Here is a 15,061-nt window from a genome sequence, read left to right as displayed (position 1 = left end):
CCTCCGGGATCGTCTTCGGGTGTGTCATTTGGCAATGACGCGCCTAAAGGTTGACCTTACTGAAGGATAGATTGTTCGATCGGGGTTTGGCGGGTGAAGCATCGCGAGCTGCGCTCGCTCCTACCGGCCTGCAGCCATCCTGTAGGAGCGAGCGCAGCTCGCGAAACGGTGGGGCAGGTCAGATGCGGAAGCTGCCCACCAGGTGTTTCAGGCGGGTAGCCTGTTGCTCAAGGTCCGAGCACGCGCGCAGGGTGGCCTGCAGGTTCTCGACGCCTTCCTGGTTGAGCATGTTGATCTCGTTGATGTCCATGTTGATCGAGTCCACCACCGCGGTCTGTTCCTCGGTGGCAGTGGCCACCGACTGGTTCATGCCATCGATCTCGCCAATGCGCACGGTCACGCTGTCCAGGCGCTCGCCGGCCTGGTTGGCGATCTGCACGCTGTCCTGGCTGTGGCGCTGGCTCTGGCCCATGGTGTCGACCGATTCGCGGGCGCCCACCTGCAGCTCCTCGATCATGGTTTGCACCTGCTGCGCCGACTCCTGGGTACGGTGCGCCAGGTTGCGCACTTCGTCGGCAACCACGGCAAAGCCTCGCCCGGCTTCACCGGCGCGGGCCGCCTCGATGGCGGCATTGAGCGCCAGCAAATTGGTCTGCTGGGAAATGCTGGTGATCACTTCGAGAATCTGGCCGATGTTCACGGTCTTGTGGTTAAGCGTCTCGATATGCGCGCTGGAGGTGACGATCAGGTCGGACAGGCGGTTCATCGCCGCGATGTTGCGCTCGACCACCTGCTGGCCTTCCTCGGCGAGCAGCCGCGCAGAGCTGGCATGCTGCGACGCCTGGGCGGCGTTGCCGGCAATTTCCTGGGCGGCGGCGCCCAGTTCGTTGATGGCGGCGGCAACGCTGTTGGTCCGGTTGGACTGCTCGTCGGAGTTGGCCATCGACGAATTCGAGGCACTGATTACCCGCAGCGCCACTTCATTGACTTGCTGGGTGGCCGAGGACACCTCGCGGATCGAGCTGTGGATACGCTCGACGAAGCGGTTGAACGCCGTGCCAAGAATGCCGAACTCGTCGTGGTTGTGGATGGTCAGGCGCTTGGTCAGGTCGCCTTCGCCTTCGGCGATGTCTTCCATGGCCCGGGTCATGGTCAGCAACGGCTGCATGAGCGCGCGAATCAGCAGGCCGAGCAGGCCGATGATGATCACCACCGCCACCAGCGTGGCGATGATCGCCGAGGTGCGGAAGGTGCTGAGCATGGCAAAGGCCTTGTCCTTGTCCACCGACAGGCCGATGTACCAGTTGGCCGAGGGCAGCCCCTTGATCGGGGTGAAGGTCAGCAGCCGGGCCTGGCCGTCGCTGTCGACTTCGGTGAGTTCACCTGACAGTTTCGGGGTGTGCTCGGGGAACAGGTCCGACAGCGACTTCATCACCAGCGATTTGTCCGGGTGGACCAGGATCTTGCCTTGGTCGTTGACCAGGAAGGCGTAGCCCATGCCGCCGAAGTTCAGCGAGTTGATGATTTGCACCAGGCCGTCCAGGGCCAGGTCGCCGCCGACCACGCCGACGCTGCCCGACACCTTGCTGAGGATGCCGATGACCATCTTGTTGGTGGTCATGTCGATGTACGGTTCGGTCAGCATTGCACCCTGCGCGTTCATCCCATCCTTGTACCAGGGGCGGGTACGCGGGTCGTAGCCGTCGGGCATCTTGGCGTCGGGGCGCACGCTGAAGCCGCCATCGACCTTGCCCAGGTAGACCGTCAGGAAGCTTGAGATCAGGGCATTCTGGCCCATCAGGGTTTCGGCATTGGCCGGTTGCTGGGCGATGTTCTGGGCCAGGTTTTCCACCAGCTTGATGCGCCCGTCGAACAGGTTGCGGATGTTGGCCGACGTGGATTCGCCCATTTCAGCCAGATAGTTCTCCAGGTTGGCGCGGATGGCATTACGCTGGAGGTAGTCGTTATAGAGGGTGAACAGGCTGAAGGCGAGTATCACGATCAGCGAGGCCGCCAAAAGAATCTTGTGGCTGAAGCGAAGGCTTTTGTTCATGGCGTAATCGGTTCCGCTAAGGTTTTTTTATCGGGCGTTCGCACGAGTAGCGCTGCAAACAGCGCAACATCCCGAAAAGTCCTTTTTCGGTTGTTACTGTGTATTAAGTGAATATCACCCATAGGTATCGGCCGAATTAAGGTAAAGCTTGAGTAGAGGATTAAAGAGATGTCGGAATCTTCGACGATAGTTGTAGGTGCTGGCCCAGATGGCCAGCCAGTGCAGCAAGCCATGCGCCTGGCCAACCGCCACGGGCTGGTCGCGGGCGCAACGGGCACTGGCAAGACCGTCACCCTGCAGCACCTGGCGGAGGTGTTCAGCGATGCCGGCGTGGCGGTGTTCGCCGCCGATGTCAAAGGCGACCTCTGCGGCCTGGGTGCTGCCGGGGCGCCACAGGGCAAGGTGGCCGAGCGGATTGCCGGCATGCCGTGGCTGGGGCATACGCCACGGGCCTACCCGGTGAGCCTGTGGGATATTGCCGGGCAGTCGGGCCACCCGCTGCGCACCACCCTCACGGAGATGGGGCCGTTGCTGCTGGGGAACCTGCTGGAGCTTACCGACAGCCAGCAAGCTGCCTTGTATGCCGCGTTCAAGGTGGCCGACCGCGAAGGCCTGCTGTTGCTCGACCTCAAAGACCTCAAGGCCTTGTTGGCGCACCTCAAGGACAACCCACAGCTGCTGGGCGAAGACAGCGCCTTGATGACCAGCGCTTCCACCCAGGCCTTGTTGCGGCGCCTGGCAACCCTGGAGCAGCAGGGCGCCGAGGCGCTGTTCGGTGAACCGGCGCTGCAGTTGGAAGATGTGCTGCGGCCAGACGCCGATGGCCGTGGGCGCGTTCACCTGCTCGATGCCAGCCGCCTGGTGCATGAGGCGCCAAAGGTCTATGCCACGTTCCTGCTGTGGTTGCTGGCCGAGCTGTTCGAGCAACTGCCCGAGCGCGGCGATGCCGACAAGCCGGTGCTGGCGCTGTTCTTCGACGAAGCGCACCTGTTGTTCAATGGCACGCCCAAGGCCCTGCAGGATCGCCTGGAGCAAGTGGTGCGGCTGATCCGTTCCAAGGGCGTTGGGGTGTATTTCGTCACTCAGTCACCGGGCGACCTGCCCGACAGCGTGCTGGCCCAGTTGGGCTTGCGTATTCAGCATGGGTTGCGCGCCTTCACCGCTCGGGAACAGAAGTCGCTGCGCGCGGTGGCCGACGGCTTTCGGCCGAACCCGGCGTTCGACAGCCTGGCGGTGCTGACCGAGCTTGGTATTGGCGAGGCGTTGGTCGGAACGCTGGAAGAGAAGGGCACGCCGGCGATGGTCCAGCGCGTGCTGATTGCCCCGCCACAATCGCGGATCGGGCCGTTGAGCGCAGCCGAGCGCAGCGCCCTGATTGCCGCTTCGCCGCTGGCAGGGCGTTATGACAAGCCGATCGACCGGGAGTCGGCGTACGAAATGCTGACCCAGCGCAAGGGTGAGGCGGTGGAACCTGCGCCGGTGCCGAAGGCTGATGAGGAGAGTTTCGCCGACAAGGCCGGGGAGTTTTTGCAGAGTGCGGCGGGGCAGGCGATCAAGTCAGCGGTGCGTCAGGCGGCGAACCAGCTGGGGCGGCAGTTGGTGCGGGGGTTGATGGGGTCGCTGTTGGGGGGCAAGAAGCGCTGATTGCCTGGGCTTGCCCCGCGAAAGGGCCGGCACAGGCAACCACAAAAAAAGCCGACCCTGAGGTCGGCTTTTCACTGCAGCGAGTTCGATCAGGCCAGCGCCTTGGACGCCAACCAGAACAGGCCAGCCGCCAGGCCCATGGAAGCCGGCAGGGTCAGCACCCAGGCCAGCAGGATGGTCTTCACCGTGCCGCCTTGCAGGCCGCTCTTGTTGGCGACCATGGTACCGGCCACACCGGACGACAACACATGGGTGGTCGATACCGGCAGGGCGAACACGTTGGCCATGCCGATGGCGCAGGCCGCGGTGATTTGCGCCGACATGCCCTGGGCATAGGTCATGCCCTGCTTGCCGATCTTCTCGCCAACGGTCAGTACCACACGCTTCCAGCCGACCATGGTGCCCAGGCCCAGGGCCAGGGCGACGGCCACGATTACCCAGAACGGGGCGTATTCGGTGGTGGCGGTGAGGTCCTTGCGCAGCTTCTCAAGGTCAGCCTTTTCACGGGCGCCCAGGTCGGGCAGCTTGCCAACCTTCTTCGCGGTATCGTCCAGGCACAGCAGGTAGCGGCGCACTTCCACACGCTTGTCGGCGTCCAGGGCGTGGTAGTCGGTCACGCCCCGCAGCGAGGCCTGCAGTGCAGCGATGGTCGGTTCGGTCTGCTGCGGGTTGCAGCTGAACTGCTCCGGCAGGTCGGTCGACTTGGCCTTGCCCAATGCCAGGAACTCGCCCAGGGTGGCGGCGTTGCGCTGGTAGAACTGGCTCATGTGCAGGGTGGCGTCGCGGGTGCGTTCGATCTGGTAGGTGGTGCTGTTCAGGTCGAGCACGAACTTGGCCGGCACGATGCCGATCAGCACCAGCATGATCAGGCCGATGCCTTTCTGGCCGTCGTTGGAGCCGTGCACGAAGCTCACGCCCATGGCCGAGATCACCAGCACCAGGCGGTTCCAGAACGGTGGGTGCTTCTTGTCGTCGAGCTTGCGGCGCTGGTCCGGGGTTTTGTGCATCTTCGACAGTGGGCGCCACCATTTCAGGCCAACCAGTACCAGTGCGGCCACGACGAAGCCGGCAATCGGCGACACCACCAGCGACATGGCGATGTCGATCGCCTTCTGCCAGTTCACGCCATCACCCAGCGGGATGCCATTGATCAGCGCGTTGGCCAGGCCCACGCCGAGGATCGAGCCGATCAGGGTGTGCGAGCTGGAGGCCGGAATGCCGAAGTACCAGGTGCCCAGGTTCCAGGTGATGGCCGCAGCCAGCAGCGAGAAGACCATGGCCAGGCCATGCCCGGTGTTCACGTTGATCAACAGTTCCACCGGCAGCAGGTGCACGATGGCGTAGGCCACCCCGACTCCACCGAACAGAACGCCGAGGAAGTTGAACACCCCGGAGAAGAACACGGCCAGGTGTGGCGGCATGGCTTTGGTATAGATGACGGTGGCTACCGCGTTGGCGGTGTCATGAAAGCCATTGATGAACTCGAATGCGAGCACGAAGGTCAGGGCGAGCAGCAGGCTCACCAATACCCAGGCATCCAGTCCGCTGAATAAATCGATCATGAAGGTTGTCTGGCGGTCATAGGGGGGCGGGATTATGCCAGAAAACCTTGGCAATCGATGCACCCACTGCAGACCGATGGCAGCTTCGTCAGCGCATGCGCAGGCTTGGCACGGAGAGAGTAGGGGAGGAAAAGTTCCCTGAAAAAACAAAAAAAAGCGGAAATGTCTTCAAAAATCAGGAAAAACGCCATTCTGGCGACGCTTCAAACGGGCGTATGAAATTTGTGTAATTCCATTTCATCCTCGGCCAATCGGTAATGATCGGCCGCGCCGTGGGCCTGAACCCGCGGCGCAATGGCAAGGCATGGCGGCTCAGGAGTCTTCGCTGCGCAGTTCCTTTTCCATTTTTTCCAGTTCCTGGCTGAATGCCTGGTCCTGGACAGTGGCACGTTTTCGCCAAGGCTTGCGCTCCGGGTCCGGTTGCGCGGCGTAAGTGGTGACTTCACCACCGTATACGTCCTTGTAACGTTCAGCCTGGCGCTCGAGTTCTGCGCGCAGTTCATCTTTCGTCACAGTGATACCTGAATGATTAAGAGTGGTCGTGTTGCGTGCCTGTGCAAGTTGCCCATGCACGGGCGTGCGGGATGACCGAATGATGATCGGGCCGCGGGTTTACCCCGGTGTGTCGATCCGTTCAGTCAACTTGAAGTATAGCAACGGCTAAAAAGTCGCTCAGCGTTATTTACCCAACCTGACACTCACTGTCAAAGTTTTGTGAGCGGTTGAACGTTACCAAGTTTGAACCGCGTCGCGGTGGCGAAGTTCATTGCCGGTGAATAGGCACGCGCAGGGGAAATAAAAACGGCCTCGCACAAGGCGAGGCCGTTGCCTGGGGACTTCTACGGTGGGTACCTGACCAGTCTCTCCAAAGAAGCCACATGTGGCAGGAGAAAGGTATAAGCAAATTTGTCAGCGGTCAATTGCGATTATCGGCCGTTCGTTCGATAATCGCACGAGCCAGCGATTTTTTTGAGGTGTGCGATGAGTGACGAAACCCCGGCTAACGAATCCGCCAGCCCTGAGGCGATCCGCGCAACGGCGCCGGCCATGGCGCCGCCGATCGTGGCCTCCCCGGCCAAGCGGATTCAGGCCTTTACCGGCGACCCGGATTTCATGACCTCACTGGCCCGCGGCCTTGCCGTGATCCAGGCATTCCAGGAGCGCAAGCGCCAGCTGACCATCGCCCAGATCAGCCACCGCACCGAAATTCCGCGGGCGGCCGTGCGCCGTTGCCTGCATACCCTGATCAAGCTGGGCTATGCCACCACCGACGGGCGCACCTACTCGCTGCTGCCCAAGGTGCTGACCCTGGGCCATGCCTACCTGTCCTCGACGCCCCTGGCGGTGTCGGCGCAGCCGTACCTGGACCGCATCAGCGACCAGCTGCACGAAGCGGCCAACATGGCCACGCTCGAAGGTGACGACATCCTCTATATCGCCCGCTCGGCCACGGTCGAGCGCCTGATCTCGGTGGACCTGTCGGTGGGGGGGCGGTTGCCGGCCTATTGCACGTCCATGGGCCGTATCCTGCTGGCAGCGATGGACGACACCAGCCTGCGCGAGTACCTGGAGCGGGCTGACCTGAAGGCGCGTACCAGCCGCACCCTGCACGACCCCGAGTCGCTGTTCGCCTGCATTCAGCAGGTGCGGGCACAGGGCTGGTGCGTGGTCGACCAGGAGCTGGAGCAGGGGCTGCGTTCGATTGCCGTGCCTATTTATGATGCGTCCGGGCAGGTGCTGGCGGCGTTGAACGTCAGCACCCACGTCGGGCGGGTGACGCGCAGTGAGCTGGAGCAGCGTTTCTTGCCGATTTTGCTGGCGGCCAGCCGCGACCTTTGCCATCAGTTGTTTGGGTAACCTGACGCTGGCACGACCCCGGTAGGAGCGAGCGCAGCTCGCGATGGGGCGCGCAGCGGCCCCAAGGTTTTCAGTTGCGCGGCACAGGAGGCCGGGGCTGCTGCGCAGCCCATCGCGAGCTGCGCTCGCTCCTACCAGGACAGGTGTGCCGTTCAGGGGTGAAAGGCGATGTTTTGTGAGCGCATTGTTGTGCGATAAACGCACAGTGTCGCTCCGGGTGAATTGCGCCACCCCGGCCTGCTGATTAATGTCTCTCGCAACGGTCGGCTCTGCCGACCGAACAAGAAAAACATAAGAGGCGCACCCCATGACCACTGTCACCCAACTGCCGCGGCCGCACCCGTTCGCAGTACCGCTGTACTCAGGCTGAATCAGGCCGCACCCGAATGATCCCAACCCTGTACCCGTTTCCCGTGTGCAGTGGCCCGGCCGTGCCTCCTTTTTCGGATAACAACAATGAACAAGCCCCAATCTGTCGGCAGCAACCTCGACGTCCAGTCCTTCATCAATGACCAACCCCTGTCACGCTACCAGTGGCGGGTGGTGATTCTCTGCTTCCTGATCGTTTTCCTCGATGGCCTCGACACCGCGGCCATGGGCTTCATCGCCCCGGCCCTGTCCCAGGAGTGGGGCATCGACCGCGCCAGCCTCGGCCCGGTGATGAGCGCCGCGCTGATCGGCATGGTGTTCGGCGCCCTCGGTTCTGGCCCGCTGGCCGACCGTTTCGGCCGCAAGGGCGTGCTGGTGGGCGCGGTACTGGTGTTCGGCGGTTTCAGCCTGGCGTCGGCCTATGCCAGCAACGTCGACCAACTGCTGGTGCTGCGCTTCCTGACCGGCCTGGGCCTGGGCGCCGGCATGCCCAACGCGACCACGCTGCTGTCCGAATACACCCCGGAACGCCTCAAGTCGTTGCTGGTGACCAGCATGTTCTGCGGCTTCAACCTGGGCATGGCCGGGGGTGGTTTCATTTCCGCGAAGATGATCCCGGCCTACGGCTGGCACAGCCTGCTGGTGATCGGTGGCGTGCTGCCACTGCTGCTGGCCGTGGTGCTGATGCTGTGGCTGCCGGAATCGGCGCGTTTCCTGGTGGTGCGTAACCGCGGCAGCGACAAGGTGCGCAAGACCTTGGCACCGATCGCCCCGGCGGTGGTGGCCCAGGCGGCGAGCTTCAGCGTGCCGGAACAAAAGGCGGTGGCTGCGCGCAACGTGTTCGCGGTGATCTTCTCCGGCACCTATGGCCTGGGCACGGTGCTGTTGTGGCTGACCTACTTCATGGGCCTGGTGATCGTCTACCTGCTGACCAGCTGGCTGCCGACGCTGATGCGCGACAGTGGCGCGAGCATGGAGCAGGCCGCCTTCATCGGCGCGCTGTTCCAGTTCGGCGGCGTGCTCAGCGCGGTGGCGGTGGGCTGGGCGATGGACCGCTTCAACCCGCACAAGGTCATTGGCCTGTTCTACCTGCTGGCCGGTGTGTTCGCCTACGCCGTGGGCCAGAGCCTGGGCAACATCACGGTTCTGGCCACGCTGGTGCTGGTGGCTGGCATGTGCGTGAACGGCGCACAGTCGGCCATGCCGTCGCTGGCCGCACGCTTCTACCCGACCCAAGGCCGCGCAACCGGCGTATCGTGGATGCTGGGTATCGGCCGCTTCGGCGCGATTCTCGGGGCGTGGAGCGGTGCCACGTTGCTGGGCCTGGGCTGGAACTTCGAGCAGGTGCTGACCGCACTGCTCGTGCCAGCGGCGCTGGCGACCGTGGGCGTAATCGTCAAGGGGGTGGTGAGCCACGCCGACGCCACCTGAGGTGGCGGGGCCGCTGCGGCCCATTCGCGGCACAAGGCCGCTCCTACAGGTAGACGCGATCGCCTGTAGGAGCGGCCTTGCGCCGCGAATGGGCTGCGCAGCAGCCCCCATCGCAAGGAAACGACAAACCCATATTTAGTTCGATAACCGCACAAATAGTCGATTATCGAATTGTCAGTCCCCCCTGCGCCTCCTTAATCTGAGCCCAACGAAGCACCCTGGCAGGAGAAGCCCGATGCGTGAAGTATTTATCTGTGACGCCATCCGCACCCCGATCGGCCGCTTTGGCGGCGCCCTGGCCGGCGTGCGTGCCGATGACCTGGCGGCGGTGCCGCTCAAGGCGCTGATCGAGCGCAACCCATCGGTACAGTGGGACCAGCTCGACGAAGTGTTCTTCGGTTGCGCCAACCAAGCCGGTGAAGACAACCGCAACGTCGCCCGCATGGCGCTGCTGCTGGCCGGCCTGCCGCAAAGCATTCCAGGCGTCACCCTGAACCGCCTGTGCGCCTCGGGCATGGACGCCATCGGCACGGCCTTCCGCGCCATCGCCAGCGGCGAGATGGAATTGGCCATCGCCGGCGGCGTCGAGTCGATGTCGCGTGCCCCGTTCGTGATGGGCAAGGCCGAAAGCGGCTATTCGCGCAACATGAAGCTCGAAGACACCACCATCGGCTGGCGTTTCATCAACCCGCTGATGAAGAGCCAGTACGGCGTCGATTCCATGCCGGAAACCGCCGACAACGTGGCCGACGACTACCAGGTTTCCCGCGCCGACCAGGACGCCTTTGCCGTGCGCAGCCAGCAGAAGGCTGCTGCGGCCCAGGCTGCTGGTTTCTTCGCCGAGGAAATCGTGCCGGTGCGCATTGCCCACAAGAAGGGCGAAACCGTGGTCGAGCGTGACGAGCACCTGCGCCCGGACACCACCCTGGAGGCCCTGGCCAAGCTCAAGCCGGTCAATGGCCCGGACAAGACCGTCACCGCCGGCAACGCTTCGGGTGTCAACGACGGTGCCGCAGCGCTGATTCTGGCGTCGGCGGAGGCGGTGAAAAAGCACGGCCTGACCCCACGTGCCCGCGTGCTGGGCATGGCCAGCGCTGGCGTTGCCCCGCGTGTGATGGGCATTGGCCCGGTGCCGGCCGTGCGCAAGCTGACCGAGCGCCTGGGCGTGGCGGTGAGTGACTTTGACGTGATCGAGCTCAACGAAGCCTTCGCCAGCCAAGGCCTGGCGGTGCTGCGTGAGCTGGGTGTGGCCGACGATGCGCCGCAGGTGAACCCCAACGGCGGTGCAATCGCCCTGGGCCACCCGCTGGGCATGAGCGGTGCGCGCCTGGTGCTGACGGCGCTGCACCAGTTGGAGAAAAGTGGTGGGCGTAAAGGCCTGGCGACCATGTGTGTGGGCGTCGGCCAAGGGTTGGCGTTGGCCATCGAGCGGGTTTGACCTGTGCTGGCCTCTTCGCGGGGCAAGCCCGCTCCTACAAGGAACCACGCTGCCTTTTGTAGGAGCGGGCTTGCCCCGCGAAGAGGCCGGCACTTCATACACAAGGCCAATGGCCACCCCGCAAGCGGAACGAGTGTGTTACTAGGTATGTCTAGACTTACCTAGGACCCTCCCGGAGTAAAAACGTCATGACCTCAACCTTTTACACCGGCGAAGAACGCAGCAAGCGCATCTTTGCCATCGTCGGTGCTTCGTCCGGCAACTTGGTGGAATGGTTCGACTTCTACGTCTACGCCTTCTGCGCGATCTATTTCGCACCCGCCTTCTTCCCCTCCGACGACCCCACCGTGCAGCTGCTGAACACCGCCGGTGTGTTCGCTGCCGGCTTCCTGATGCGCCCGATCGGTGGCTGGCTGTTCGGCCGCCTGGCCGACCGCCATGGCCGCAAGAATTCGCTGATGATCTCGGTGCTGATGATGTGCTTCGGCTCCCTGATGATCGCCTGCCTGCCCACCTATTCGAGCATTGGCACCCTGGCCCCGGCGCTGCTGTTGCTGGCGCGGTTGATCCAGGGCCTGTCGGTGGGGGGCGAATACGGCACCACCGCCACCTACATGAGTGAAGTGGCCCTGCGCGGCCAGCGCGGGTTCTTCGCCTCGTTCCAGTACGTGACCCTGATCGGCGGCCAGTTGCTGGCGGTGCTGGTGGTGGTGATCCTGCAACAACTGCTGAGTGAAGAGGAGCTGCGTGCCTGGGGCTGGCGCATCCCGTTCGTGGTCGGCGCCATCGCCGCGCTGATTTCGCTGATGCTGCGCCGCTCGCTGCATGAAACCAGCAGCGCAGAAACCCGCCAGGACAAAGACGCCGGCACCATCAAGGGCCTGTTCCGCAACCACACCGCCGCGTTCATCACGGTGGTTGGCTACACGGCCGGTGGCTCGCTGATCTTCTACACCTTCACCACCTACATGCAGAAGTACCTGGTGAACACCGCCGGCATGAATGCCAAGAGCGCCAGTTTCGTGATGACCGGTGCGTTGTTCCTGTACATGTTGATGCAGCCGCTGTTCGGCATGCTCTCCGACCGCATTGGCCGGCGTAACTCGATGCTGTTGTTCGGCGCGCTGGGCACGCTGTTCACCGTGCCGCTGCTGATGGCCCTGAAGACCGTGAGCAGCCCATTCATGGCCTTCGTGCTGATTTCCCTGGCCCTGTGCATCGTCAGTTTCTACACCTCGATCAGTGGCCTGGTGAAGGCCGAGATGTTCCCGCCCCAGGTGCGTGCGCTGGGCGTGGGGCTGGCCTACGCGGTGGCCAACGCGGCCTTCGGCGGTTCGGCTGAGTATGTCGCCCTGGGCCTGAAGACCATGGGCATGGAAAACACCTTCTACTGGTACGTGACGGCCATGATGGCGATTGCCTTCCTGTTCAGCCTGCGCCTGCCCAAGCAGGCCGAGTACCTGCACCATGACCATTAAGGACGTTGCATGAGCAACCAACTGTTCGACGCCTACTTCACCGCCCCGGCCATGCGCGCTGTGTTTTCCGACCGCGGTCGCTTGCAGGGCATGCTCGACTTCGAGGCCGCGCTGGCCCGTGCCGAAGCCGCCGCAGGGCTGGTGCCGCACAGTGCGGTGGCGGCCATCGAGGCCGCCTGCAAGGCCGAGCGTTATGACGTGCCAGCCCTGGCCGATGCCATCGCCAGTGCCGGCAACTCGGCGATTCCGCTGGTCAAGGCGCTGGGCAAGGTCATCGCCAGTGGCGTGCCCGAGGCCGAGCGCTATGTGCACCTGGGCGCCACCAGCCAGGATGCGATGGACACCGGCCTGGTCTTGCAGCTGCGCGATGCCCTGGCGCTGATCGACGCCGACCTCGCCAAGCTGGCCGATACCCTGGCGCACCAGGCCCTGCAGCATGCCGACACGCCCCTGGTCGGGCGCACCTGGCTGCAGCACGCCACCCCGGTGACCCTGGGCATGAAGCTCGCTGGGGTGCTTGGCGCCTTGACCCGCCACCGCCAGCGCCTGCAGGAACTGCGCCCGCGCCTGCTGGTGCTGCAGTTCGGCGGTGCCTCCGGCAGCCTGGCGGCCCTGGGCAGCAAGGCACTGCCTGTGGCCGAGGCGCTGGCTGAACAGCTCAAGCTGGCGCTGCCTGAGCAGCCGTGGCACACCCAGCGCGACCGCCTGGTGGAGTTCGCCTCGGTGCTGGGCCTGGTGGCCGGCAGCCTGGGCAAGTTCGGCCGCGACATCAGCCTGCTGATGCAAACCGAGGCCGGTGAGCTGTTCGAGCCGTCGGCGCCGGGCAAGGGGGGCTCTTCGACCATGCCGCACAAACGCAACCCGGTGGGCGCTGCGGTGCTGATCGGCGCGGCCACCCGTGTGCCGGGCCTGCTCTCGACGATGTTCGCTGCCATGCCCCAGGAGCACGAGCGCAGCCTGGGCCTGTGGCATGCCGAATGGGAAACCCTGCCAGACATCTGCTGCCTGGTTTCCGGCGCCCTGCGCCAGGCCCAGGTCATCGCCGAGGGCATGCAGGTGGATGCCGAGCGCATGCGCCGCAACCTCGACCTCACCCAGGGCCTGGTGCTGGCCGAGGCGGTCAGCATTGTCCTGGCCCAGCGCCTGGGCCGCGACCGCGCCCACCATTTGCTGGAACAATGCTGCCAGCGCGCCGTGGCCGAACAGCGCCACCTGCGTGCGGTGCTGGGCGATGAGCCGCAAGTCAGCGCCGAACTGAGCGCCGAGGAACTCGACCGCCTGCTCGACCCCGCCCACTACCTGGGCCAGGCTCGCGTGTGGGTGGCGCGTGCCGTGGCCGAACATCAACGTTTCACTGCTTGAAGGAGATCGCTGTGGCGCACTTGCAACTGGCCGATGGCGTACTGAACTACCAACTCGATGGCCCGGCCGATGCTCCGGTACTGGTCCTGTCCAACTCGCTGGGTACTGACCTGGGCATGTGGGACAGCCAGATTCCGTTGTGGAGCGAACACTTCCGTGTGCTGCGCTACGACACCCGTGGCCACGGCGCCTCGCTGGTCACTCCCGGCCCCTACAGCATCGAGCAATTGGGCCAGGATGTGCTGGCACTGCTCGACGCGCTGGACATCCAGCACGCGCACTTCGTCGGCCTGTCCATGGGCGGGCTGATCGGCCAGTGGCTGGGCATTCATGCCGGCCTGCGCCTGCACAGCCTGACCCTGTGCAACACCGCGGCGAAAATCGCCAACGACGAGGTGTGGAACACCCGCATCGACACCGTGCTCAAGGGCGGCCAGCAAGCGATGGTCGACCTGCGTGATGGCTCCATCGCCCGCTGGTTCACCCCGGCATTCGCCCAGGCCCAGCCAGGCGAAGCCCAGCGCATCTGCCAGATGCTGGCGCAAACCAGCCCCGAGGGTTACGCAGCCAACTGCGCGGCCGTGCGCGATGGCGACTTCCGTGAGCAACTGGGCCGCATCCAGGTGCCGACCCTGATCGTTGCCGGTAGCGAAGACGTGGTCACCACCCCGGAGCATGGCCGCTTCATGCAGGCCGGTATCATTGGCGCGACCTATGCCGAGTTCCCGGCGGCGCACCTGTCCAACGTCGAGATCGGCGAGGCGTTCAGCCGCCGCGTGCTCGACTTCCTGCTGGCCCGCTGAGGAGTTCGCCATGGATGAGAAACAACGTTACGACGCCGGCATGCAGGTTCGCCGTGCGGTGCTGGGCGACGCCCACGTCGACCGTAGCCTGGAGAAGCTGAACGACTTCAACGGCGAGTTCCAGAACATGATCACCCGCCACGCCTGGGGTGATATCTGGACCCGCCCGGGCCTGCCGCGTCACACCCGCAGCCTGATCACCATTGCCATGCTGATCGGCATGAACCGCAACGACGAACTCAAGCTGCACCTGCGTGCGGCGGCCAACAACGGCGTGACCCGCGACGAGATCAAGGAAGTGCTGATGCAGAGCGCGATCTACTGCGGCATTCCGGCTGCCAATGCCACCTTCCACCTGGCCGAGTCGGTGTGGGACGAGCTGGGCGTGGAGTCGCGGGGCTAAGCCCCGCGTACGGCTAGGCCCCGCGCACGGCCACGGGCCCGGCATTGGCTTCCACAGCCTGTTTCAGTGCCGGGCACAGGCCCAACATGAATGCCGCTTCCGCCACCACGAACAGCGGCCCGATGATCAGCCCGCTGATGTCGTCGACGAACGCCGGTTTGCGGCCTTCGTAGTGATGGCCGACGAACTGGATGATCCAGCCCACCACGAATGCCCCCAGCCCGGCGCTCAGCCACAGGCCGGTGGGCTGCACGGCCAGTGCCTGGCCGACCCACAGGCATAGCCCCAGCAGCAGGCCCATCACCAGCCCCAGGCGCAAATCCAGGCGCAGGTAGAAGCGCACCGCGGCGGCGGCGGCGAGCAGGGCGGGGGATAGCCAGATGCCGGCCACCTCCCAACCTGGGCGAGACAGCAGCACCGTGACCGCCACGACGATCAGGGGGATGCCGACGAAGTGCGTGGCGATGTTGCGTGGGTCACGGTGGTAGTTGGCGTATTGGCTCAGGTGTTCGACGAGGTTTTTCATTGTTGTTCCTCCCTGGGTGGCCTGATCTGCATTGTGCTGCCTGTGCGGGCCCTTTCGCGGGGCAAGCCCGTTCCTACAACGCGAACAGGCGGGCACTGGCAACCGATATAGCCCAGAATAGCCCGAACCCACCAC

Annotated in this window: 12 protein-coding genes; 8 read left to right on the top strand and 4 right to left on the bottom strand. The window is 64.3% G+C overall.

The annotated features are described in order from the left end of the window. Nucleotides 1-178: 178 nt before the first annotated feature. Nucleotides 179-2,053 carry a methyl-accepting chemotaxis protein gene (locus tag F3J44_RS05860; RefSeq protein WP_167271126.1) on the bottom strand — a complete coding sequence of 625 codons (1,875 nt, stop codon included), beginning with the start codon at nt 2,051-2,053 and terminating at the stop codon, nt 179-181. A gap of 168 nt (nt 2,054-2,221) precedes the next feature. Between F3J44_RS05860 and F3J44_RS05855 the strand changes: the two genes are divergently transcribed. Continuing rightward, nucleotides 2,222-3,697: a helicase HerA-like domain-containing protein gene (locus F3J44_RS05855; RefSeq protein ID WP_167271124.1), complete on the top strand. Its 1,476-nt coding sequence runs from the start codon at nt 2,222-2,224 to the stop codon at nt 3,695-3,697. 89 nt (nt 3,698-3,786) lie between these two features. On the opposite strand, the gene F3J44_RS05850 is transcribed toward F3J44_RS05855, so the two are convergent. Both F3J44_RS05850 and F3J44_RS05845 read right to left on the bottom strand, forming a co-directional pair. Next, nucleotides 3,787-5,259: an inorganic phosphate transporter gene (locus F3J44_RS05850; RefSeq protein ID WP_167061647.1), complete on the bottom strand. Its 1,473-nt coding sequence runs from the start codon at nt 5,257-5,259 to the stop codon at nt 3,787-3,789. A 312-nt stretch (nt 5,260-5,571) separates the two neighbouring features. After that, the gene (locus F3J44_RS05845; RefSeq protein ID WP_167061650.1) at nt 5,572-5,772 is read right to left on the bottom strand and encodes a hypothetical protein; all 201 of its coding nucleotides are present in this window, start codon (nt 5,770-5,772) and stop codon (nt 5,572-5,574) included. A 468-nt stretch (nt 5,773-6,240) separates the two neighbouring features. On the opposite strand from F3J44_RS05845, the gene pcaR reads away from it, so the two are divergent. The 7 genes from pcaR to pcaC all read left to right on the top strand — a co-directional run bounded on the left by pcaR (nt 6,241) and on the right by pcaC (nt 14,400). After that, nucleotides 6,241-7,116 carry an IclR family transcriptional regulator gene (gene pcaR / locus F3J44_RS05840; protein WP_205299710.1) on the top strand — a complete coding sequence of 292 codons (876 nt, stop codon included), beginning with the start codon at nt 6,241-6,243 and terminating at the stop codon, nt 7,114-7,116. A 456-nt stretch (nt 7,117-7,572) separates the two neighbouring features. Further along, entirely contained in the window at nt 7,573-8,916 is a 1,344-nt protein-coding gene (locus F3J44_RS05835; protein WP_167271122.1) for an MFS transporter, read from the top strand. Nucleotides 8,917-9,151: 235 nt separating this feature from the next. After that, the gene (pcaF, locus tag F3J44_RS05830) at nt 9,152-10,354 is read left to right on the top strand and encodes a 3-oxoadipyl-CoA thiolase (RefSeq protein ID WP_167061656.1); all 1,203 of its coding nucleotides are present in this window, start codon (nt 9,152-9,154) and stop codon (nt 10,352-10,354) included. Between the two features lie 188 nt (nt 10,355-10,542). Continuing rightward, nucleotides 10,543-11,832 carry an MFS family transporter gene (locus F3J44_RS05825; RefSeq protein WP_167061659.1) on the top strand — a complete coding sequence of 430 codons (1,290 nt, stop codon included), beginning with the start codon at nt 10,543-10,545 and terminating at the stop codon, nt 11,830-11,832. A gap of 9 nt (nt 11,833-11,841) precedes the next feature. Then, complete coding sequence (locus tag F3J44_RS05820; protein ID WP_167271120.1) at nt 11,842-13,194, top strand: 3-carboxy-cis,cis-muconate cycloisomerase; 1,353 nt, start codon at nt 11,842-11,844, stop codon at nt 13,192-13,194. A gap of 11 nt (nt 13,195-13,205) precedes the next feature. After that, nucleotides 13,206-13,997 carry a 3-oxoadipate enol-lactonase gene (gene pcaD, locus F3J44_RS05815; RefSeq protein WP_167061665.1) on the top strand — a complete coding sequence of 264 codons (792 nt, stop codon included), beginning with the start codon at nt 13,206-13,208 and terminating at the stop codon, nt 13,995-13,997. A 10-nt stretch (nt 13,998-14,007) separates the two neighbouring features. Beyond that, on the top strand, nt 14,008-14,400 hold the full coding sequence (pcaC, locus tag F3J44_RS05810) for a 4-carboxymuconolactone decarboxylase (protein WP_167061668.1): 393 nt from the start codon (nt 14,008-14,010) through the stop codon (nt 14,398-14,400). Nucleotides 14,401-14,413: 13 nt separating this feature from the next. On the opposite strand, the gene F3J44_RS05805 is transcribed toward pcaC, so the two are convergent. Continuing rightward, nucleotides 14,414-14,926, bottom strand: a complete 513-nt coding sequence (locus F3J44_RS05805) for a DUF962 domain-containing protein (RefSeq protein ID WP_167061671.1) — start codon at nt 14,924-14,926, stop codon at nt 14,414-14,416. Nucleotides 14,927-15,061: the final 135 nt, after the last annotated feature.

The sequence above is a fragment of the Pantoea sp. Tr-811 genome (genome assembly GCF_011752535.1).
Taxonomy (GTDB): Bacteria; Pseudomonadota; Gammaproteobacteria; order Pseudomonadales; family Pseudomonadaceae; genus Aquipseudomonas.
This window is presented reverse-complemented; position numbering and strand designations above follow the sequence as displayed.